We start from the raw sequence: 22737 nt of genomic DNA on the forward strand, positions 1-22737 counted from the left end.
ATAAATAAATATATAGTGATATTAATATAAAAATAAAAGTGCCTCATAAATAAAAATTTTTGAGGCACTTATTATTTGTTTAACCTAGCATCTATCCTTTTATAAGTTCAACCATTTTCTTTATATCATCTGATGCCATTTCAAACTTTGATTTTTCAATCAATATATTTCCACCAGTCATGATATACGATGGAAATATTCTTAATTTATCATAATAAAGTTCATTGTTACGAAGTTTATATGTTGAGATAGAAGGGATAGCATTCTTTTTTGTATGTTTTTTAGTAATCATATTAAAAGATTTCTTTGCAACATCTCCCATCAACATTACTACTTTTAGATTATTAAATAATTGAATTTCCTTTTCTAAAATAGGCATATGCAGTCTAATTGTATCACTAGTTATTGTATATTCTGATTTAGGAAGTTTTACTGCATTGGTTACATAGATACCCATATCTAATATATCATTTATATTAGATACTTCTATGCCTGCATTGTTAAATAAAGGGAGAGTAGTTTTCAAGTAATCTGCATCTTCATTTATACTATAAAAATCGTCATTGGGGTTATTTGGTACAACCTCATTAATCATTATAGTTTTTATGGAGTCTGTGTCTATTGTTATATTGGGAAGATATGATACTACTTTGTCTTCATCGAAAAGATTATTCTGCTTAATAAATTCATTTAAAGTTGATTTTATATTTATTTTCATATGATAAATCTCCTTAGTTTGAAGCTTTAAGTACTCTAAAAAATAGTCTTAAAGCATGTAGTTTTAAAAATATAATAACATATCAAACATGACAACAGAATGTCATGTTTGATTGATAAATTATCTAAACTTAGAATTTATTAGAGCATCTGCTTGTTCATAATCATCTTTATGTACATAAATTGAATACTCGTAAGAAAAATCTTCCTTTTGTCCTAAATTTCCAAGAATCATTTTACTGGAAAAAGGTCTTTTAGAGTAATTATTGTTTTTCACTTTATACTTATATTTAATTTTGTTTACTGATAATATACTGCATATCTCATTAAATCTATCTAAAGAATATCCTCGGAAAAGCTCAGTTCTATTTAAAATCATAAAGACAACCTCCTTGTAAAAGTAATTTATCGAAATTAGAGGAGAAAAGGACTATAAGTTGTTATAAATAAAAGGTAGCAAAATTAAATTGATTTGTAAAGTTTTTAAGAGTATTATACTAGTAATAAAATAAATAAGTTTCAGATGTAGAGTTTAAAGAAAATGTGTAAATGAGATTATATAGATATTGAAGGAGAAATTTAAATGAAAAAAATATCACAAGAAAAAGTAAGCACGTATACTCAAGAAGTATCTCAAGAAAAAATTGAGCAGTGGAAATCTGTATATGAAAAATATAAAGATATCTTAAAAGTAAATTCTAAGCCTATTTTAGAAGTAATAGAATTTTTAAAACAAAACTATACAATAAAAGAAGAAACTTCAGAAGAATTCAAGGATGTAATTATCCATAATATTAAATTAAATAAACCTTTATCAGAAAAAATCCCCAATAATGCAGAATTAAAACCTGTTGCATTTATAATTCAAAATGAAGGGAATGCAAAAAAATTATATGATACACAAGAGGAAGTGTATAGTGGTTGTCCAATTATTGTTGGGATGGAGTTTGAAACAGGATGTGTATTTGTAGAGGGTAGTGATGAGCTTAATGATGAGATAACTGCATTTAAAGGATTAGATAAATATGATATAAATAATTATTATTTAGTAGCAAACTATGTTAGATGTCTAAAGAAATATGAATTAATAGATTAGTATATGAATTAAAGATTATAAAATAAATTTGAAGCCAGTATAATTATGAAATATCAGCTTAAGTCTAATACAACTAAGTTTAAATCTAATATAAATATGAAGCATAAAGAAGCGTAAACTTGAATAGAGTTGCCAAAATAAAATTGGTAACTCTATTTTTAATTTTATATTTCATTAAAATTTCTAGCTGTTATAGAATTGTTATTTTTTCATGTTAGTATTTTCTTAGTAATAGAATTTAATGCATTACAAGAAAGGAGAAATATACATGAAAGATTTAATTCTTGAAACAAAAAAATTATCAAAAAAATATGGAGAACAAATGGCGGTTAACAACGTTTCTCTGCAAATTGAACGAAATAGTATCTATGGACTTTTGGGACCAAATGGTGCAGGAAAATCGACAACACTTAAAATGCTTGTTGGTCTTCTTCGTCCAACACATGGGCGTATTATTTTTGATAGGAAACCTTGGAAAAGAGAGTCTCTTGCAAATATTGGTGCCTTAATAGAATCCCCTTCTTTGTATGGAAACCTTACAGCAGAAGAAAATTTACTAGTACATACAAAACTTTTGGGATTACCTAAAGATAAAATTTATGAGGTGCTAGAAATAGTCAACTTGAAAAATACAGGTAAAAAGAGAGCTTCACAATTCTCTATGGGTATGAAACAAAGGTTGGGAATTGCTATTGCGCTTTTGAGTGACCCAGAATTGTTGATACTGGATGAGCCAACTAATGGGCTTGACCCCTTTGGAATTCAAGAACTTCGTGAGTTGATTGCTTCTTTTCCAAAAAAAGGTATAACTGTGATTCTTTCTAGTCATATTCTGTCAGAAGTTGCTCAAGTTGTAGATAATATTGGGATTATAAGTGGAGGACGACTACTATTTCAAGGAGCACCTGACCCTAATGAAAATCTAGAAGAATTCTTTTCAAATGTTATTCTTAAAGGAGGGCAAATAAAGGAGGGAAAAAAAGATGAATAGTCTACAATCTGAACTTTTAAAATATAAAAGAACATTTATGGGGAAACTGATTGTTTTTTTTCCAGTATTCTTTGCAGCATATGCACTTATAATGCAAGGAACACTTATGCAAAATCCATTGTCCCAATCAGATTCTTGGGAGTGGCAAAATCTTTTAGCATTAGTTTTTAACTGGTGGTCATTTATGTTCTTGACTATTGGATTTGCATTGTTTGCTACTTTAGTAGCTGCACAGGAAAGAAAAGCTGGAAATTATCGTGCTTTACGTACACACAATGTATCTCCTATGGTACTTTGGATTAATAAAGTTATAGCTATGGCAGTCTACAGTTTGATTTCAACATTAATTTTAATAGTTGTAACAATTATAACTGGTTTAATATTGAAAGCTGGACCAATTCCTTTTGGACAGATTATAGGGGCAAGTATTGTATGTTGGGTTGTCTCTCTTGCTATACTTCCAATTCAGTTATTGATTGCTACGTGGAAAGGTATGTTCTTAAGCATGGGAGTTGGATTTTTAGGAATGATATTGGGTGTCCTTGCTGCGACACAACCATTTTGGATTGCGGTACCATGGAGTTGGGCAGTTAGAATGGTGTGTCCAATCATTAACATACATCCTAATGGTACTATATTACAAGCTGGAGACCCTCTTTTGAATAATTCAGTAATTCCTATTGGTATTGTTGTCTCTTTGGTTGTGTTTCTAGTATTAACAGCACTTACTGCAGTTTGGTTTAGTAGGAGGGATGACAAATGATAAAACTATTATCATCAGAATGGCTTCGAGCAAAGAGAACAGCTGTCCGATGGCTTACTCTTTTTATGCCTGTTATTTTTTCATTATGTGTGGTTGCCTATCTTGCAATCAAATCTGGAAGTACACAAGCATTTGCTTTTGAAGGGTTTTTCACAGTATGGACTGTATTCATTATTCCTATTGGAGTAGGTATTCTGTCAGGATTTATAGTGTATGAGGAAGAACTTGCTGGAAATTTTAATGGTTTTTTATGTATAGGTATTTCTCGTGTTAGATTATATCTTGGAAAATTTCTTTTTCTCCTTTTTTGTTTAGCTGTATGTACATTTATTGCTACATTGATACTTTGCATAGGCATGAATATTGCAGTGCCATCTGGTGCACCAATAGGGCTATTTATGGCAGCAGCTGCTCTTGTGGTAATCGGGTCACTTCCAATATTAGCTATTCACCTTTGGGTGAGTTTTGCATGGGGAATGGGTGCATCTATTGGTATTAGTGTTGGTGGGATTTTAATGGCTGCAATACTTGGGTTAACAAGTATTGGTTCAACAGTTGGCCCATTTGTTCCATGGACATGGCCAGTAAAATTGGGTATGCTTCCAGGAACTTACTTTATTAAAGGAGATGGAACTATTCCAACTGAAGAGATTTATTCTGGAATGATACAATCAGCTACTATACATTTTGTAGCAGTGGCAATAGGTCTAATTATATTCTTGATAGGAGGAGTTGTTTGGTTTAAAATATGGGAGGGAAGGAAAAGCTACGAGTAGATGGATATTGCTTTAATAACTAACTTCTCATAATATAAAGGAGGTGTTATATTGAGCAAAATATTGATTATTGATGATGAAATAGACTTAGTAATGTTACTTGAAGATGAATTGAAAGAAAAAGGTCATGAAGTATTGGTAGCTTCTGATGGGCAGAAAGGTATAGAGTTATCAAAAATGGAGCCTGACCTTATTATACTGGATATTATGATGCCTAAAATGGATGGTTTTGAGGTATGCCAGGCAATTCGAGATGATGTTTTGTGTCCGATTATATTTTTGAGTGCAAAGCAATCGGAAACTGACAAAATCAAAGGATTAACTTTTGGAGGAGACGATTATGTAACAAAACCCTTTGGATTGCGTGAATTGATGGCAAGAATTGAAGCCAATCTGCGTAGAGAAAAACGGTCACAGTATATCAATGAAGAAAATAAACGGTCTACATTGTATTTTGGAAAGTTGTGCCTATATATGAGAGAGCGTACAGTTAAAATTGATGGCAAGGATATTGACTTAACAAAAATAGAGTATGATATTGTTGAACTACTAGCACTTCATGCAGGACAAGTTTTTTCCAGAGAACAGGTCTATGAAAAAGTATGGGGATGTGATTCTGAGGGCGATTCTGCAACTGTTGTTGAACGAATCAAAAAAATACGAGCTAAGTTTGCCGCTGTGATGCCAGAAAAAGAATATATTTCTACCGTTTGGGGAATTGGATACAAGTGGAACAAAATGTAAGGGAGGAGAAATTATTAAATGAAAAATCAATCACTTACGACCCAGTTCAGGCATACCTTTATTTTCATTATAATAGCTAGTATAGTCTCCACAATAATTACTTATGTCTTTGCTATTTACTTGTTTATATATTCAGCAGATAAGGATATTTATCAATCAAATTATTATGAGAGACAAGTTCCTGGAATTGAAAAATACATTAATGAAAAAAACATAGACTGGTTATCTCAATCGAATGAAAAAGAATTAAAAAGTATTATTCATGGAGATGGGCTTTTATATCAAGTTGTGGATGATAATGGCAATGTATTGTATAGTACTAATTCACGAAAACCATTCAAGACAAAAGAAGAACTATTTAGCAATTTTAGCAAAAAAATTGCTCGTAAAGGAGGTTACATCTATACTATTCCTATTAAAGATGATAATGGAAAGGTTGAAGGAGCGGTTATTCTGTCCTATCAAGTAAAAGTGACATTTGCAAATAATAGGGGAAGATTTATAGGTGTAATTATTGTAATAGCTTTATTCTCTCCATTTTTATATATTATTGGGTTCACTGTATGGTTTTCTAAACGCTTTGTAAAAAATATCAATAAACCAGTACATTTATTAATTGATGCGTCCAAGAAGATAAGAGAAAAAGACCTTGATTTTGAAATCGACTATTATTCAGATAATGAACTTGGAAAACTTTGCAGTGCTTTTTCTGAAATGAAAGATGAACTAAAAAAATCTTTATCTGTACAGTGGAAAATAGAACAAGAACGTGTTGAAATGGTAGAAGCTCTAGCGCATGACTTGAAATCTCCCCTTTCTGTTATTTTGGGATATACAGATGCACTTATTGATAATAATTTAGATGGTAACGAAAAATTACACAGGTATCTTACAGTTATAAGAGAAAATACAGAAAAAAGTGCTTCTCTTGTTCAGAAAATGCAATACACATCTGATTTGGAAAAATCGAATATACAATTAAACCTTGTCCCTGTAAATTTACCTGATTTTTTGAAACAAAAGGTACAAGACTATGAATTACAGGCTCATCAAAAAGAAATAAAGCTTGTCCTGAAAATGCAGGGTAATATGCAGTTTCCAATTCAAATAGATGTGGATAGATTGACTAGAATTTTTGATAATATTATATCCAATAGTCTGCAATACACTTCAGTAGGTGGTAGTATTAACATCAGTGTAGAGTCTGAAAAAAATTGTATCTATTATAAGATTTGCGATTCTGGTAGTGGGTTTAGCTCTAAAGATTTGAAAAAGGCTCTTGATAAGTTTTATAGAGGCGATGAAGCTAGACAAACCAAAGGTGGTCATTCTGGTCTTGGGCTTTATATTGTAAAGCAATTAGTGGAACAGCTTGGAGGTTCTGTCAAAATAGAAAATTCAAAATCAGGTGGAGCATGTGTGACATTTTGGCATGGTACTTAATTACTTAAAAGATTTATGAATTTAACTTATATATTTTAAATCAAAAGAGGAAGGCTATTATGCCTCCTCTTTCTTAAATTTTAATTAATATATATACAATCAATTATATTCATCTTTTTAACTTTTCTTAATGGAATAAGAGTAGCTATTATACATGCAAGTATAGAAACAAGTGTAACTTGTGAAATTGAAAGAATTGGTATATTAGTAAAATCAAGCTTTTCTATAGTTGCCATGTTTATGATAACAGCACTGGCATATCCAGCAATGGAGCCAAATATGGATGCAAAAATTCCATAGTAAGCACCTTCCCATAAAAACATCTTATATAGACTACTATTACTCATACCAATAGCTCTTTTAACTCCAATCTCATTAATTCTAGTATTTATATTTGTATTAGTTGTGTTAATTATATTTAAAGTACCAATCAAACCCACAAACAGTATTACTGCCCATGCTAGAAATTCTATTTGTTTAAAACTCTCTTTAAGTTGCTTGTCTGATTCGATGTATGATATCCAATGAGAGCCTGGATTGTTTTTACAAATCTGCTCTATAGATAATCTTATTTGTTCTAAATCTGATTTATCTTTAGCATAAATATTTATTTGATTAAACTTGTCTTTATTTGTCAAGGTGTCATAAACAGAATCATATACAATAACATCAACACCATTTAACCAACCATTACCTTGTAAAAAAAACATTTTATCTATTGTACTATATATTTCTAGTTGATTTTTATTGATTGTAATATTATCTTTAGGTTTTAGATTTGTATATTTAGTTTTTACACCTGGTGTAGAAATAGCAACTGGATTTTTTATAAAGCAGATGGAGCCATTTTTAAAATCTTCTAATGTGGAATTTGTAATAGAAGGTATTGAGTCTTTTAAAGTCCTTTCATCAATTCCAATGATTTTTAACATCTCACCACTATTTTCAAAATGGATATTTGTATCTATTTCTCCCTGTTTATATTCAGAGTATTTTATAAAAGAAGTACGGTCGATATTTTTTATGCTCTTTATTTTATCTAGAGTGGACTTATCAAAACCAGATACTTCACTTGTTAAGGAAAAATCTCCTTCTTTTAAATTGCTTACTGACTTGGATACATCTAATACATTGGAAAACTCACTCAGTGCGACGAATACTGTTATACTCATAAATAAAGAGAGTATAGTTATTATAGTTCTTCCTTTATTTCTTTTTAAGTTTAGCCATGCGAGATGCCTTTCAAAGTTTTTTATTGTTTTTTCTCTTTTAATCTTTCTTTTGATTTTAGTAGTACTACCAGCCATAGCAATTTTTGGAGAGACATGTGAAGCATATATTGCTGATGGTAAGGCAGAAATAAATGAAAAAATCAATGACATACTAGCACTTAATAATAATGGGAATAGATAAGCAGTTGAGTTTTTATGTATAAGCTCAGTTATTTCTTTACTATTATTTGCTAGAAGTATATCTGGGTTTAAGATATTAGTTACCATTCCAGTTATGCCCTCAGAAGATATAATTCCAACTATAGCTCCAATAGGTATGGCAATAGCACATAAGATTAAAATTTGTAAAATAATAATCTTATATAGTTGATTTGGTTCAGCACCTATCGCTCTTAGACTTCCATATTCCTTAATTTTCTTTGTAACAGATATTTTTAAAATGTTGTAGATTACAAGTCCCGAAGCCAATAAAACTAATAAAGCAATGAATAAAGACACCAATATAATAATAGAGATACCGTCATTGTCAGAATTATCTTTTTCAAACTGTATTCCAAGTGCATTTAAATAAATCCAATTATACTGAATTGAATTGTGGGAAAGACCTATATCTTTGGCTAATTGATTTACTATTTCTTGGAACTTGTCTTGTTGTTTTATTTTAAAATCCAATGAGGATAAAGTATATCTTTTAGGCAGAAAATTTTCTGATGTACCTTTACCTACAATACCATTTACTGTACCACTTGCATATCCAGTATAATCATCTTCTAAAATACCACTCAATTTAAAGTTGGCCGTGTAATTATATGCTGGTATAGTGTCCTTTAAAAGTGAAATATCTAAATTCATAGGTATTGTCATACCTAGTTTTGGCTTTATGCCCATAAGTTTTAGTGTATTTTCATCTAAAGCTATTTCATTCTCATTTTTAGGAAGATTTCCAGATTTTAATTTCATTAACTTTGGGTAATTGGAAAGTCCCGTTTTATCATATTCTTTTACAAGTACAGAGATGCCAGAATCTTTTATTTTACTAGTACCAAGGGCTACTGAAGTACCTGCTTGATAAATTCTATTATCCTTCTTTATTTTATCAACTTGATTTTTAGTAAGTTGGTGAAAGGATACATGTCTATCACCATTAAAAGAACGAGCTTGTTCAATTCTTAAATTTTGAAGTATAGCAATTGACTGCCCAATCACAGTCGTCATAATGGTTGATAGTACTATTGCTATAATAATAAGTGTAGTCATAAGTTTTTGGTTTTTTAATTCTTTTATTGAAAGTGAAAGGTAACTCTTCATTATTATTCCACCTCCATAAGCACACCATCAATAATTGAAAGTCTTCTATCAGCAAGTTTTGCAATTCTATCATCATGGGTGATTACTACTAAAGTTTTACCAAACTGCTTTGAAGTTTTGATAAGAAGATTCATAACCTCACTACCACTTTTACTGTCTAAGTTTCCTGTGGGTTCATCAGCAAATACTATATTTGGTTTTGCAATAAGTGCTCTAGCAATTGCAACTCTTTGTTGCTGACCTCCTGAAAGCTCATGAGGAAGATGGTGAAGCCTATCTGTGATTCCAAGTAATGACGAGATTTCATTTAAGTATTTTTTATCAGGCTGTTTCTTATCTAGAAGTACAGGCATTGAAATATTTTCAGATGCTGTAAGAACAGGTAAAAGATTAAACTGCTGAAAAACGAATCCAAAGGACTTTCTTCTAAGAGCAGATAATTCTTTTTCACTATATTTATATATATCTTTATCATCAAGTAACACTTGCCCAGAGGTAGGGTTATCTAAACCACTTAAAATATGTAAAAGCGTACTTTTTCCACTTCCAGAAGGTCCAATTATAGAAACAAATTCACCTGATTTTATTTCTAAATTGACATTATTAAGTGCAATAACTTTATTGTTGCCAGAACCATATATCTTTGATAATTGCTTTGCTTTTATAATCATAAAAAACACTCTCCTTTTCTATATAAGAAGAGTGTAAGTTTTAAAACTCAATTTTTTCTCAACTTTCTAATTTTATTTATTTAAGAGTTTATTTCAAAAGGATATCCTCTATAAATTCTAATTAACAAAATTTATAGAAGAGAAGTAATAATCTTATAAAATTGCTTTAATTTTTTGTTGAGAATTTAGCTGTAATTTTAGCACTATTGGCTGAGTTATTTTCAACGTAAATAGAGCCACCATGTTTTTCACATAATATTTTAGATATATAAAGACCCATACCAAAGTGCATGTTGTTGTTATTTGAAATCTTATCTCTATAGAAAGGTTTTAAGGCTGATTTTAGAGATTCTTCACTAAATCCTATACCATCATCTTCAATTATAAATGTAAGGAGCTCTTGTTCAAGATATATAAGTATGGATATATTATTTTTCGCATATCTAAAAGCATTTGATATTATATTTTCAATAACTCTAAGAATAATATTTTCATCAAACAATAGGTTTATATTATTTATTTTGTTTGTAAGTGTAAAAGATTTTTTCTCTTGTTCAGCAATAATAGATAGATTTCTATCTAAGTTTTTTATAAACTTGTCTATACTTGATAAAGATTTTGAAACAACCCAATCTTCTAATCGTTGAGAACTACTCATATTTTCCACATAACATTCGATTCTGTTAATATGTTCAGACATAAGTTGAGTAGTTGATAAAATTTTTTCGTCAGTAAGTTTTCCTGTTGGTATGTATTTTGTTAAATAATTTGAGTAACCTTTTAGAACTGTTAGAGGATTTCTTAAATCATGAGAAAAAGCAGTATTAAGCTGTTTTCTATCATTAATCATAGTCCACATATTTATATTGTTTTTCTTTAGTTCTGACCTCATTTTATCAAAAGCATTGCATAGATTACCTAATTCATCATTACTCTTGTATTCTAAGCAAAAGTCTAAGTTATTATTGGATATTTCCATTGCACCCTTATTGAGTATTTCAATAGGTGTTTTCAATTTTATCTTATAAAAAATTATATCCGCCAATAATAAAAAACCTATAAAAAATACAAGTGGAAGCACAAACTGAAGTGTATTAATTATATTAAGTAATGTTTTATCATAATCACTGAACTGGTTAATATTATTCTGTATTATGGTTATAGTTCCTGTATGTAGAGGTGTTCCTAAATATTTATCTTGTATAGACCTATATATATTATTAAGTAAAATGTATGATAGAACTGTAAGTATTGATGCTATAATTAGAGAAGATAAGGTAAGAACAAAGAAAGATTTTTTTAGTGACATATCATTTATTTTATCCATTTATAACCAACTCCCCATACTGTTTCTATGTAATTTTCAAGAGTATATTTTGATAATTTGATTCGTATTTTTCTAATATGTTCCATTATAACATCGCTATTACCATTACTATTGTATCCCCAGATTCTATCATAAATTCTTTCTCTATCAAATACTTGACCAGGATTCATGGAAAGAAGCTCCACTATATCAAATTCTTTCTTTGAAAGGGAGACTAGATTATTATCTATAGAAATCGACTTTTTCTCATAATCTATTACTAAATCATTATAAAATTTAATTTTAGTTTGATTTGATTTTCTTTGTTCACGTCTTAGATGAGCAGATACTCTAGCTCCAAGTTCATCTAAGTCGAAAGGTTTTACAATGTAATCATCAGCACCAGCACGAAAACCATTTATCTTATCGGCATTTTCAATCTTAGCAGTAAGAAACAGAATAGGGCATGATACATAATCTCTAACTCTATTACAGACTTCAATTCCATCTATTTCAGGCATATTTATATCAAGTAAAATAATATCTGGGTTTATAGATATTTTTTCTAATGCAATTTTTCCACTTTGAGCAGTGTAGACCTCATAATCATTCATTTCAAAGTAATCTTTTAAGAGTGTTATTATGCCTTCCTCATCATCTACAACAAGTATTTTATTGTTCATAAAAATTCTCCTTTCTAAATACAAGCATTTAAAGTATGTTTAATTTTAGTATAAAAATCTCAATAAATTCTCAAATTTTTAGGGATATTCCAAAACTTAATCATTAAAGTTAGTATATTTTGATATATTAAATAAATCAAGCATATGATTGTTGGTAATTTTAAATGAAGATATATTTTATATTTAATACTTGTAAATGTAAAACTTTAAATGATGAAGCCTTATAATTTAAATGGAAAACAGATATGTATAATGTAGGATATATATAAAAAAAAGGATTTAACGAAGTAAGGATATTAATTAAAAATCAGATAAATTATAAAAACTTATAAAAGCGAATGAATATACATTAGTTAGTTGATATACCAACTAATTTTGTTTTATATAGTTCTAAATAAGAGAATAATAAATTTAAATGAGCCTAAAAGAGCAAGTATCTACAAAAAATAATATTTGTTTAGGCATTATAATAACACCAAATAAAGTATTCATAATTCAAATGTAAAGTTGGAAGGTATGATGAAAGAAAATATTAAGGATATTTAATAAGATAATGATATATATTTATTAGTGGATAGATTAGTAATCAAGATGGAAGTTACATACTATAAAAAGGGTGTGGTGCTATTTTCTAGTACGTAACCTCTCTAATAAATCATTTTTCAGTATTTTTAAACCATTCTATTGTAGCTTTTTCCATCTCTTTAGGAAGTATATTATTATATACTTGATTATATAACCATGATAAAGTCTTATTATTCAAGTAATTTTTCATTTCATTTTCAGCTTCTAACATTACTACTTTTATTAAACAAGGACACTTAGTATGTGTATCTGGTAAATTTTCCTTATCTAATAATATGTTATTTTGTCTAATTTCTGCACATTGGAAGAATGATTCCTTTCCCTCTACTGCTTCAATAACATTCCAAAATGTTATATCTTTTGCATCACGAGCTAATGTATACCCACCTTTTACTCCTGGAACAGATTTTACTATTCCTGATTTACTTAATTTAGCATATATTTTTGATAGGTAAGTCTCTGATATTCCTTGAAATGTTGCCAAATCTCTGATTCCAACAGATTTACCTTCTTCTAAATTTACCATATATAATAAACAATGTAGTGCATATTCTACTCCTATTGAAAACTTCATTACAGCAAAACTCCTTCTCTAAAATAATATCTTTAATAATACATTATTATTAATTATCATTCAACCCATTACCTTATTATCAAATCTTATAAAATAATATAATTTTTATCATTGACATAGTATAAAAACTATTATATTATAATTAAAGACAAGATATATCGGCGATAATAAATATCTTTAATATATCTTTTAAATATTCATCAATTTAAAAATTATTCTTAATATACAGGAGGAAATATAAGATGTTTACAGAAAAGTTTTTCGAAGTATTAAATAATGAAGGTGTAGTTTCCATAGTAACTTATAACAATAGCGAGGCTCATGTATCTAACACTTGGAATAGTTATATAGTTCTTGCTGACGAAAATAAAATTTTAATTCCAGCAGCTGCAATGATTAAAACAGAGGAAAATATAAATATTAACTCTAAAGTTAAATTAACTATTGGTAGTCACGAAGTAATGGGATATAGATACATGGGAACAGGTTTTTTACTTGAAGGAAAAGCTAGATTTTTAAAAGAAGGAAGTAATTTTAAAATGATGGCAGATAAATTTCCTTTTTTAACAAGAGTATTAGAAATTACAGTTGAGTCTTGTAAACAAACTTTATAAAACATATTTTAAACTTAAGGAGAGAATTATGCCAAGAAGAATCAATAAATCTAATTGCATAGGTTGTGGCTCTTGTGAGAGAGTATGTAAGGTTGGGTGTATAACAAAATTAGAAGAAAAAAGAATAATCAATGAATCTGTATGTGTTGACTGTGGAGCTTGTCAACTTATATGCCCTAAAAAATGTATATCTTCAAATCAATAGAAATGTCATTAAGTAAATAGAATTGACAGTAAAATAATGATTTATTTTTTAAGTTAGAACTATGAAGTGTAGTGAAGAGAATAGTATTTGTTAGTATACAAGCAGAAGGAGCTATTGCAGAACAAATTTAATTTGCTCATGCGACAGCCTCTTCTATTATATGTTTATTATTTCAAAGTTTTAAGTTCATATAAGTCTGTTCTTCTATGTTTAAGCAATGGTAATTGCTGTCTTATGTCAGGAATTAAATCTCTATCAATATCAGCATAAATGATACATTCTTTTTCATCGGCTTGAGCAATAATTTTTCCCCAAGGGTCTGAAATTCTTGAATTACCATAAGCTATGTAGGAAGCATCTTTATTTCTAGCAGGTGCAGCACCAACATAGAATATTTGATTATCTAAAGCACGCATTCTTATAGATAACTCCCAATGAGCAGGGCCAGTAGTCATATTGAATGCAGCAGGCAAGATAATGATTTCAGCACCTTTAAGAGCCATTAAACGTGATAATTCAGGGAATCGAATGTCATAACAAATAGCTATACCAACTTTTCCATACTCAGTATCTATTACAGTAACATCATTTCCTGCTGTAAGAGTATCTGATTCTTTAAAGCTAACCTTTCCTGTAACTTCGATATCAAATAAGTGCATTTTGCGATGTTTTCCAATTAGAGTTCCATTTTTATCAAATACATAGCAAGTATTATATATTTTTCCATCTTCTAACTCAGGTATACTACCAGAAACTAGATAAATCTCATGTTTTTCGGCTAACTTACTCAATATCTTTGTTGTTTCACCTGGATATTCTTCGGCAAATTTAGGAAAATATTTATTTTCATATGGACAGTTAAACATTTCTGGCAAAATCACAATTTTAGCTCCATTGATGGCAGCTTCTGTTACCATTTCTACAGCATGATTGATATTTTCAATTTTATTTTCTGTAGTTATCATCTGGCATACTGCAATTTTATAAGAATTCATAGAAATTACTCCTTTCAATATTTTTATGTTATTATAACATATTAAATAAAAATTAGATATTCTTAGATTTCCATAAAGAGGTAAGAAAAGAACTTATAAGTATATCTAAAAAAGTACATAGATATTATTATAATTATGGGTTGTATCCATATATTGACTTTTCTTATATATGTTGATAGTATTATTATAATACAATAGAATAATTAATAGAGTTTTATAGGGTTCCGCAATTATTAATTATTGGTCTGGTCCAAGATAAAACCCACAGCATAGTTTTGCTGTGAACACGGAAGGATAAAAACCTGGGAGATATTTTAGAATATTTCTCAGGTTATTTTATTTGTAAAAAATGAGAAATTTGAGGAGAGGGATTATTTTATGAAATGGTTATTTTTATTTATTGCAGGTTTGTTTGAGGTTTTTTGGGCTTTTCAACTAAAAAATTCGCATGGATTTTCTAGATTGACTCCAAGTATACTTACTATTGTTGGAATGATTATAAGTTTTTACTTTTTATCACTAGCACTTAAACATCTTCCACTTGGAACTTCATATGCTATATGGACTGGAATTGGTACAGTTGGTACAGCTATTGTGGGGATTGCTATATTAAATGAGCCTATCAGTATAGCTAGAATTGCATGTATAGGTCTTATTGTGGTAGGGATTGTAGGTTTAAAGTTACTGTCTACTAATTAAAATGAATTAATTTAAATAAGCTATGAAAGTAAAGATTTTTTAAATATTTTAAAATAATTAACATTTAAAAAGTCTTCATTTCATAGCTTTTTTTATAAGTTTATTATATTTGAAAATTATATGTATATACTATGTATTATTTTGCTAATAAAAGAGCAGTTAAATCCATAGGGTCAACTATTACACCATCTTTATAAACACGCATATTTCCAGATGCTATTTCATCTATTAATATTACTTCATCATTGTAGAATCCAAATTCAAATTTGATATCATAAAGCTCAAGTCCTTTTTCAGCTATAGTATCACGAACTATATTAGAAATTTTTTGAGTCATACTTTTCATTGAATCAAATTGAGCTTGAGTCATAATATTTAAAGCTTCTAAACCTTCAGATGTTATAAGTGGGTCACAACGGTCATCGTCTTTTAAAGTTGCTTCTACATAACAATCTAGTTTAGCACCTTCTTCAACGCATGAACCATAACGACGTAAGAAACTACCAACAGCTCTATAACGACAAATAACTTCTAATCCATTACCAAAAACTTTTGCTGGTAGAACTTCCATAGTTGCTTCTTCTAAGTTAGCACCTACATAATGAGTTTTAATTCCAGCATTGTTTAGAATTTCAAAAAACTTAACAGATGTCTCTAAATTAGCTCTACCAATTCCATCTATACTTAGACCTACACTATTTTCACCTGGGTCAAATACACCATCTTTACCAGTTACATCGTCCTTAAATTTAAGTAAGTAATTTCCATTATCTAGTTCAAAAACATCTTTAGTCTTTCCTTGATACACTTTTTTCATAAACAACCTCCAAAAAGTTAAATTATTATATTGAATAAGGCATTAGTGTCAAAAAAGTTCTGATATTCGCATGAAAATTTATATTGATACCTTATATTTAATATTATATCACAAATAGAAGTAAAATTTCCGAACATTTTTATAAAAATAATAAAAAAAGTACATTTTATAGATTTTATAATAAAAGACTTAGTGTAGAAGGTGAGTGTCATTTATATTGACACACATAGGCTTTAATATAAATAATTTTTGACACACTTTAACACACATTTAATGATAATTTGACAAACTGCATGAAAACAGTATTTACATATATTGGCATGGAAATTGCTCTATATATTTAACATATAAAAAATGAATGTATATTTAAATAGAATAAATAATAGGGGTGATTAATAGTGAAGTCAGTTAGATTCTATGGTATAAGAGACACAAGAATTGAAGATGTAGAGGTACCAAAAATATTAGAAAAAGATGATGTAATAGTTAAAGTAAAAGTAGCTGGAATATGTGGTTCTGATATATCGAAGTATTCAAAGACAGGTCCACATATGGTGGGGGAAATTTTAGGTCATGAATTTTCTGGAGAAGTAGCGCAGATTGGTTCAGAAGTAAAAAATTTTAAACTAGGGGATAGAGTTGCTGTTTGCCCAGCGATGCCATGCTTTGAGTGTGATGAATGTAAAAAAGGATTATATTCGAGATGTAATAATGTATCGATAATAGGAAATAAAGAACTTGGAGGGTGTTTCGCTGAGTATACAAAGGTAAAAGAAAGAAATTTAATAAAAATACCAGATGAAATAAGCTATGAAACAGCTGCTGCTTTAGAACCAGTATGTATAGCAGGACATGGTCTTTTCAGGTCAGAGACTAGAGTTGGAGATACTGTTGTGGTACTTGGAACAGGACCAATAGGATTATTCTCAATACAATGGGCAAAGATATTTGGTTCTACAAAAATAATAGCTGTGGACGTATTTGATGAAAAATTAGAACTAGCAAAAGAGTTAGGAGCAGATATTTGTATAAATGCAAAAGACAAGAATCTTATAAATGAAGTGAAAAATTTAACTAATGGGGCTGGAGCAGATGTTGTTATTGAATCAGCAGGAACTCCAATGACATGCGGTCAAGTATTGTTGTTAGCCAAAAAAGGAGGGACAGTACTGTATGCAGGTGTACCATATGGAGATGTAGCTTTGACTAGAGAACAATTTGAGAAGATAGTAAGAAGTGAATTAACTGTAAAGGGGACTTGGTTTGGAAATTCATTCCCATTTCCAGGAAAAGAATGGAGTGCTGGGTTATATCACATGCAGAAAGGGGACATGAATGTTGAAAAATTGGTAACACATAGAATAAACTTGGACGAAGTGCCATCTTATTTTGAAAAAATATACAAAAGAGATATCTTCTTTGGTAAGATAATGATTAATGTAGCTAATTAGATTAGAATGCTAGAGTAATAATCTATAGTCTATATAAAAAAGTTTAGTTAAGAAAGGTATGATTCATATGGCAGGAATAGTTATAGCTGCACATGGAAATATGGCTAAAGCAATGTTAGAAAGTGCTGAATTAATAGTAGGTAAACAGGAAAAAGTGGAAACTTTAGGATTAAACCATGGTGACAGTATAGATGATTTTAGTAAAAGATTAGAAAATGAAATTGAAAAATATAAAGATGAAGGTGTTTTATTATTGCTTGACTTTTATGGTGGAACTCCATTTAATACATCTGCGATTGTAATAAATAAGTTTGCTAAGGTATGTGAATTGGAATGTTTAACAGGTGTAAATTTACCTATGCTTTTAGAATTATTTTTAAACAGAGAGAACATGAAGTTAATAGAGTTAAAGAATCTATGTGAAGAAGTTGGAGTATCAGGGATTAAAGATGTAAAAGCAGCTTTAAATATATAAAATAAATTAAAAACTGGAGGAATTATTATGAGTAATATAGCATTAACAAGAATTGATGATAGATTGATACATGGTCAAGTGATTACTGCTTGGTGTAAGATTACATCAGCAAAAAGGATAGTAATAGTAGATGATTTGGTTGTAAAAGACCCATTCATAGTTCAAGTTTTACAAATGGCAGCACCATCAACTGTTAAGGTTGAGGTACATGATGTAGAGTCAGGTGCTGAGGTATTAAAATCATATAATGGGGATGAAAATTTAATCGTCTTAGTTAAATACCCCAAAACTGTTTTGGGTCTAGTAAACAATGGAGTAGATTTAAAAGAGCTAAATGTCGGGGGTATGGGAGCTGGACTTGGGAGAAGAAGTTTTTATAAAAATATATCTGTATCAGATGAAGAAAAAGAAATATTTAAAGAACTAATATCAAAGGATATTAAGTGTTTTATACAAATAGTGCCAGATGCAAAAAAAATTGATGTAGGAACTCTATTATAAAAATAATATCTTTTGAATCTTTAGAAATAAATAAGGAGGAAGTCTATGCAAATTTCACTAATTCAAGCAGTATTAATAGCAATTTTTTATTATCTTTCTTGGAGTCCATGGCTGACTTATGTTGGATTTTTTACATGGAATAGACCTTTGTTAGCAGGATTTGTAACAGGAATTATATTAGGAGACCCTGTCCAAGGAGCAATTATAGGAGCAGGTATAAATATGATATATTTAGGTTTTATATCAGCAGGAGGGGCACAGATGGGAGACCCAGCTTTTGCAGGATATGTGGGGACTGCTTTAGCTATAGCGTCTAAGCTAGATGTAAGTACTGCAATGGCAATAGCTGTTCCATTAGGTACTGTCGCAACTGTACTTTGGATTGGAAAAATGACAGTAAATTCTTTTTTTGCACATTGGGCTGACAAGGAAGTTCAAAAGGGTAATGTCGACAAGGTAGCGTTTATAAATATAGTTCCACCACAGATATTATTATTTGTAATGAGTTTTATACCTGCATTATTAGTGGTTTATTTTGGTCCAAATGCTATAGATGGTATGCTGGAAGTAATGAATGAGAATGTACTTCATGTATTTAATGTAATTGGAGCGATGTTGCCAGCACTTGGAATTGCTATGAATTTAAAATTGATTGGAAATAAATTTACTATGCCCTTTTTCATATTGGGAATATTGATGGCTGTTTATTTTAAAGTGGATATAATAGTAATATCTGTTATTGGGGTAATACTTGCTCTTACGATTACTTCAATTAAGTACGGAAAAGATAGTGCTACATCTTAAATACATGAGAGGGGGAAAATATTATGTCAGATACAAAAAGTGAAGTGTCTAAGAAAACGTTAAGTAAGAGGGATGTAATAAAATCATGGCTAAGATGGTTTTTCTTTGCACAGTCTAATTATAATTATGAAAGGTTACAATCAACTGCATTTTCACATTCAATGTTACCAGTACTTAAAAAATTATATCCAGATAAGGAAGAGTTAAAACAAGAAGTTGAAACTCATCTGGCTTTTTTTAATACAGAGCCTATATGTGGATGTGTTATACATGGAATAACAATAGCAATGGAAGAAGAAAAAGCTAATGGTGCAGATGAGATAAGTGGGGATGGTATGAATGCCATAAAAACAGGCCTGATGGGTCCATTAGCAGGTATTGGTGATACTCTAACTCAGGGAGTTATAACACCAATAGTATTAGCTGTTTGTATTGGTTTAACTGAGGGAGGAGCATCAATCGCAGGACCTATACTATTTGTAATAGCTCAATATGTAATAATGACTTCAATTTCTTTTGGAATGTGGACAAGTGGATATAAGTATGGTAAAAAAGCTGTTGAAAGTATACTTCAAGGTGGAATAGTAAATAAGGTTATAGAAGGAGCTTCTATACTAGGAACTTTAGTTATGGGAGGGCTTGTAGGTAGATTTATTAATTTATCCACACCAATAAGTTATACTAGTGGAGATTTTAAGTTTAGTCTTCAAACGGATTTACTTGATAAGATATTCCCAGGATTAATTCCTTTGGTGCTTACCTTATTAGTACTTTTTGCTTTAAAGAAAGGCCTTTCTCCAATAAAAATAATGTTTATATTAATAGTAGTGGGAGCTATTACAGGTATTGTGGGATTATTTTAAATATATATGCTATATAGCCAAAGAGGATTATAAATAGATTGATTAAATTTATAAGATAGTAGTAAAAAGTATAGTGATTAGGGTAAATTAGATTTATAATAGATTGATTTTTAAGGTTATACAAGCTACACAGAGTATATAATCTTTTAAAAAGTATCTCAGAAAGATTTTTAATCTAGATGAGGTACTTTTTTATTTGGATATAAAATTCTAAGTTGATTCGAAAGTATAGAAATTATATGTAATCTATATATTATAAATAATTGTAAACTTCTTGTAACATATATTTTATATAATTGAAGCAATGGATATAATATGAAATATGATAATAAATTTTAGGGGTGTGAATAGATGAACATATTAATTGCTGATGATGAAGTTAGCATGCTTAAGATACTTTGTGCATATTTTAAAAAGGAAAACTTTAATGTACTTACTGCAAAAAATGGAGAAGAAGCATTAGATATTTTTTATGAGAATAAGATAGACCTAGCAGTACTAGACTGGATGATGCCAGTAATTGATGGAATAGAGGTCTGCAAAGAGATAAAGGAAAATAGTAATACAAAAGTTCTTATGTTGACTGCCAAAAGTCAGAGTGAAGATGAAATAGAAGCACTCAATATAGGAGCAGATGAATATATTAAAAAACCATTTGACCCTAGAGTTTTGATAATAAGGGCTAAGAAATTAGTAAATTATAAAGATACAATTAATATTAAAGATTTAAAAATAGATTTTGGTGCAAATAAAGTTTTTAAAAATGATAAAGAGCTGATATTGACTAAAAAAGAATTAGAATTAATGCGTTGTTTAATTAATAATAAGGGGATTGTTTTATCTAGGGAGAAACTTTTAGATTTAGTATGGGGCTTGGATTATGATGGGGATTTTAGAACAGTAGATACTCATATAAGAAGGTTAAGAGCGAAAATAGGGGAGGACATAATAAAAACTTACAGAGGGTTAGGGTATAGCCTGGAGGATTTTGATGACTAAACTAAACAAAAAATTGTCCATAAGCATATCTATAGTAGTTGTAGTTGTTTATATACTGTCTATAACTATAAATAGTATGTTTATTCATAGATATTATTTACACGAGAAAAGAAATGTATTGGATAATATTGCAGATAAAATTAAACATAAAGATATAAATGAATTAAAATCAGATATTGATGCGATTGAAGCAAAAAATAATACAGCTATTGTATATATAGAATTAGATAAGAATTACAAAGATAAAGATAATATAGATAAAATAAATCAAGATTTGTTAAGTGAATTTTGGAAGAAAGGTCTAAGTTTAAATAAATTTTGGATTGAAGAAGATATCTTAAAAAATATTGATAATAAAAGTATAAATAAAATATATAATCAGGGTAAAACGAAATATAGTTTACTTGTAAAATTTATGAAGAAAGATAATTACTTGTTTGCCATATCTATACCTATAGAACATTCTGAAGAAACTATTGGGATTGTAAATAGATTTAATATAATTATGGGAATCTTTTCAGTAGTCATAATGACTATACTTATATTTATATTATCAAACAGAATTATAAGACCTATGGAAAAATTAAAGCTTCTATCTAAAGATATATCTGAATTAAATTTTAGGACTGAAGCAATAAAAACTAATGATGAAATAGAGGAATTAGCTTACAGTATAAACATAATGAGTGTAAAACTTGAAAAAGCACATAATGAATTGAATAAGAGAAATAAGAATCTAAAATCTTTTATATCAGATGCATCTCATGAAATGAAAACTCCAATAGCACTCATAAAAGCATATGCGATAGGGATGAAAGATGGGTTGGATGATGGTACTTATACTGATACAATAATTGAGCAGGCAGAAAATATGACTAATACAATAAATACTCTTTTATATTGGGCAAAATATGAGAAAAGAGAAGTTAATTTGCATCCAGTGGACTTAAAGGAAAGATTGTATAAAAGTTTAAAAAATTATGAGCTTTTAATTGATAGAGGTAGTATAAAAGTTAAGTGTAGTATAGATGATAAAGAACTTAGAATAAGTTCAGATAAAGATAGTATAGATATGGTATTTAATAATTTGATTAGCAATGCGATAAAGTATACTAGTAATAATGAAATAGAGATTAATCTTTTTAAAGAGAATGAGAATGTTGTGTTATCTATAAAAAATGGTATAGATTATGATATGGAAGATGATATTGAGAATATATGGAAGCCTTTTTATGTTTTAGAGAAGTCGAGAAGTAAAGAACTTTCTGGCACGGGTCTTGGTCTTACTATAGTGAGAACTATACTTGAAGAAAATAATTTTGGATACAGGGTTGAAATTTGTGATGGAATGATAGAATTTTATATTATCTTTATAAAAGTAATTTAAATTTAAATTAAAATATAAAGAATAATTAAAAAAACATC

The 22737-nt window shown here is 29.2% G+C and carries 25 protein-coding genes and 1 riboswitch; of the genes, 16 read left to right on the top strand and 9 right to left on the bottom strand.

The genetic code is table 11. From position 1 onward, the window contains the following. Positions 1–91 precede the first annotated feature (91 nt). On the bottom strand, positions 92–718 hold the full coding sequence (locus tag ACTG45_RS02715; RefSeq protein WP_479919761.1) for a uracil-DNA glycosylase family protein: 627 nt from the start codon (positions 716–718) through the stop codon (positions 92–94). Between the two features lie 120 nt (positions 719–838). After that, on the bottom strand, positions 839–1096 hold the full coding sequence (locus tag ACTG45_RS02720) for a hypothetical protein (protein WP_021382953.1): 258 nt from the start codon (positions 1094–1096) through the stop codon (positions 839–841). Positions 1097–1300: 204 nt separating this feature from the next. Here ACTG45_RS02720 and ACTG45_RS02725 point away from each other — a divergent pair, with 204 nt between their 5' ends. The 6 genes from ACTG45_RS02725 (at position 1301) to ACTG45_RS02750 (ending at position 6530) form a co-directional block, all read left to right on the top strand. Beyond that, positions 1301–1813, top strand: coding sequence for a hypothetical protein (locus ACTG45_RS02725; protein ID WP_479919762.1), 513 nt, complete (start codon positions 1301–1303; stop codon positions 1811–1813). Positions 1814–2081: 268 nt separating this feature from the next. Further along, positions 2082–2804, top strand: a complete 723-nt coding sequence (locus ACTG45_RS02730; RefSeq protein WP_021383015.1) for a lantibiotic protection ABC transporter ATP-binding protein — start codon at positions 2082–2084, stop codon at positions 2802–2804. Next, a complete protein-coding gene (locus ACTG45_RS02735; RefSeq protein WP_479919763.1) occupies positions 2797–3567 on the top strand; it encodes a lantibiotic immunity ABC transporter MutE/EpiE family permease subunit in 771 nt (256 codons plus the stop codon). Before ACTG45_RS02730 ends, ACTG45_RS02735 begins: the two co-directional genes overlap by 8 nt. Further along, on the top strand, positions 3564–4343 hold the full coding sequence (locus ACTG45_RS02740) for a lantibiotic immunity ABC transporter MutG family permease subunit (RefSeq protein WP_479919764.1): 780 nt from the start codon (positions 3564–3566) through the stop codon (positions 4341–4343). Before ACTG45_RS02735 ends, ACTG45_RS02740 begins: the two co-directional genes overlap by 4 nt. Before the next feature lie 51 nt (positions 4344–4394). Then, a complete protein-coding gene (locus ACTG45_RS02745) occupies positions 4395–5087 on the top strand; it encodes a response regulator transcription factor (RefSeq protein ID WP_021382947.1) in 693 nt (230 codons plus the stop codon). 120 nt (positions 5088–5207) lie between these two features. Then, positions 5208–6530: a sensor histidine kinase gene (locus ACTG45_RS02750; protein ID WP_479919765.1), complete on the top strand. Its 1323-nt coding sequence runs from the start codon at positions 5208–5210 to the stop codon at positions 6528–6530. Positions 6531–6610: 80 nt separating this feature from the next. Here ACTG45_RS02750 and ACTG45_RS02755 read toward each other — a convergent pair whose 3' ends face one another. The 5 genes from ACTG45_RS02755 to ACTG45_RS02775 all read right to left on the bottom strand — a co-directional run bounded on the left by ACTG45_RS02755 (position 6611) and on the right by ACTG45_RS02775 (position 12889). Further along, positions 6611–9070, bottom strand: a complete 2460-nt coding sequence (locus tag ACTG45_RS02755) for an FtsX-like permease family protein (RefSeq protein ID WP_479919766.1) — start codon at positions 9068–9070, stop codon at positions 6611–6613. A gap of 2 nt (positions 9071–9072) precedes the next feature. Then, positions 9073–9741 (bottom strand): ABC transporter ATP-binding protein, encoded by a 669-nt coding sequence (locus ACTG45_RS02760; RefSeq protein WP_479918063.1) that lies wholly within the window; start codon positions 9739–9741, stop codon positions 9073–9075. A 166-nt stretch (positions 9742–9907) separates the two neighbouring features. After that, the gene (locus ACTG45_RS02765; protein ID WP_479919767.1) at positions 9908–11068 is read right to left on the bottom strand and encodes a sensor histidine kinase; all 1161 of its coding nucleotides are present in this window, start codon (positions 11066–11068) and stop codon (positions 9908–9910) included. Then, a complete protein-coding gene (locus ACTG45_RS02770) occupies positions 11056–11730 on the bottom strand; it encodes a response regulator transcription factor (RefSeq protein ID WP_479918065.1) in 675 nt (224 codons plus the stop codon). The genes ACTG45_RS02765 and ACTG45_RS02770 overlap by 13 nt, the downstream gene beginning before the upstream one ends. A gap of 655 nt (positions 11731–12385) precedes the next feature. Further along, positions 12386–12889: an Rrf2 family transcriptional regulator gene (locus ACTG45_RS02775; protein WP_021382933.1), complete on the bottom strand. Its 504-nt coding sequence runs from the start codon at positions 12887–12889 to the stop codon at positions 12386–12388. Positions 12890–13131: 242 nt separating this feature from the next. Here ACTG45_RS02775 and ACTG45_RS02780 point away from each other — a divergent pair, with 242 nt between their 5' ends. Together ACTG45_RS02780 and ACTG45_RS02785 are read left to right on the top strand one after the other, a co-directional pair. Beyond that, positions 13132–13503 carry a pyridoxamine 5'-phosphate oxidase family protein gene (locus tag ACTG45_RS02780; RefSeq protein ID WP_169468378.1) on the top strand — a complete coding sequence of 124 codons (372 nt, stop codon included), beginning with the start codon at positions 13132–13134 and terminating at the stop codon, positions 13501–13503. A gap of 28 nt (positions 13504–13531) precedes the next feature. Next, positions 13532–13708 (top strand): indolepyruvate ferredoxin oxidoreductase subunit alpha, encoded by a 177-nt coding sequence (locus ACTG45_RS02785; protein ID WP_479919768.1) that lies wholly within the window; start codon positions 13532–13534, stop codon positions 13706–13708. A 167-nt stretch (positions 13709–13875) separates the two neighbouring features. Here ACTG45_RS02785 and ACTG45_RS02790 read toward each other — a convergent pair whose 3' ends face one another. Continuing rightward, positions 13876–14703, bottom strand: coding sequence for a carbon-nitrogen hydrolase family protein (locus ACTG45_RS02790; RefSeq protein ID WP_479919769.1), 828 nt, complete (start codon positions 14701–14703; stop codon positions 13876–13878). Positions 14704–14908: 205 nt separating this feature from the next. Beyond that, positions 14909–15014, top strand: a riboswitch (guanidine-I (ykkC/yxkD leader). A 67-nt stretch (positions 15015–15081) separates the two neighbouring features. On the opposite strand from ACTG45_RS02790, the gene sugE reads away from it, so the two are divergent. After that, positions 15082–15402, top strand: coding sequence for a quaternary ammonium compound efflux SMR transporter SugE (gene sugE, locus ACTG45_RS02795; protein WP_021382962.1), 321 nt, complete (start codon positions 15082–15084; stop codon positions 15400–15402). A gap of 136 nt (positions 15403–15538) precedes the next feature. Here sugE and ACTG45_RS02800 read toward each other — a convergent pair whose 3' ends face one another. Next, on the bottom strand, positions 15539–16219 hold the full coding sequence (locus tag ACTG45_RS02800; RefSeq protein ID WP_021382918.1) for a phosphoribosylaminoimidazolesuccinocarboxamide synthase: 681 nt from the start codon (positions 16217–16219) through the stop codon (positions 15539–15541). Between the two features lie 398 nt (positions 16220–16617). Here ACTG45_RS02800 and ACTG45_RS02805 point away from each other — a divergent pair, with 398 nt between their 5' ends. From ACTG45_RS02805 to ACTG45_RS02835, 7 genes are all read left to right on the top strand, one after another. Continuing rightward, on the top strand, positions 16618–17670 hold the full coding sequence (locus tag ACTG45_RS02805) for a galactitol-1-phosphate 5-dehydrogenase (RefSeq protein WP_479919770.1): 1053 nt from the start codon (positions 16618–16620) through the stop codon (positions 17668–17670). 67 nt (positions 17671–17737) lie between these two features. Continuing rightward, complete coding sequence (locus ACTG45_RS02810) at positions 17738–18145, top strand: PTS sugar transporter subunit IIA (RefSeq protein WP_479919771.1); 408 nt, start codon at positions 17738–17740, stop codon at positions 18143–18145. A gap of 27 nt (positions 18146–18172) precedes the next feature. Next, positions 18173–18646, top strand: a complete 474-nt coding sequence (locus ACTG45_RS02815) for a PTS sugar transporter subunit IIB (RefSeq protein WP_021382910.1) — start codon at positions 18173–18175, stop codon at positions 18644–18646. A gap of 45 nt (positions 18647–18691) precedes the next feature. After that, on the top strand, positions 18692–19450 hold the full coding sequence (locus ACTG45_RS02820) for a PTS mannose/fructose/sorbose/N-acetylgalactosamine transporter subunit IIC (RefSeq protein WP_479919772.1): 759 nt from the start codon (positions 18692–18694) through the stop codon (positions 19448–19450). A gap of 23 nt (positions 19451–19473) precedes the next feature. Further along, the gene (locus ACTG45_RS02825) at positions 19474–20313 is read left to right on the top strand and encodes a PTS system mannose/fructose/sorbose family transporter subunit IID (RefSeq protein WP_479918068.1); all 840 of its coding nucleotides are present in this window, start codon (positions 19474–19476) and stop codon (positions 20311–20313) included. A gap of 351 nt (positions 20314–20664) precedes the next feature. Continuing rightward, positions 20665–21312, top strand: a complete 648-nt coding sequence (locus ACTG45_RS02830; protein ID WP_479919773.1) for a response regulator transcription factor — start codon at positions 20665–20667, stop codon at positions 21310–21312. Further along, on the top strand, positions 21305–22699 hold the full coding sequence (locus ACTG45_RS02835) for a HAMP domain-containing sensor histidine kinase (RefSeq protein WP_479919774.1): 1395 nt from the start codon (positions 21305–21307) through the stop codon (positions 22697–22699). The genes ACTG45_RS02830 and ACTG45_RS02835 overlap by 8 nt, the downstream gene beginning before the upstream one ends. Positions 22700–22737: the final 38 nt, after the last annotated feature.

This window comes from Clostridioides sp. LIBA-7602, assembly GCF_056688945.1.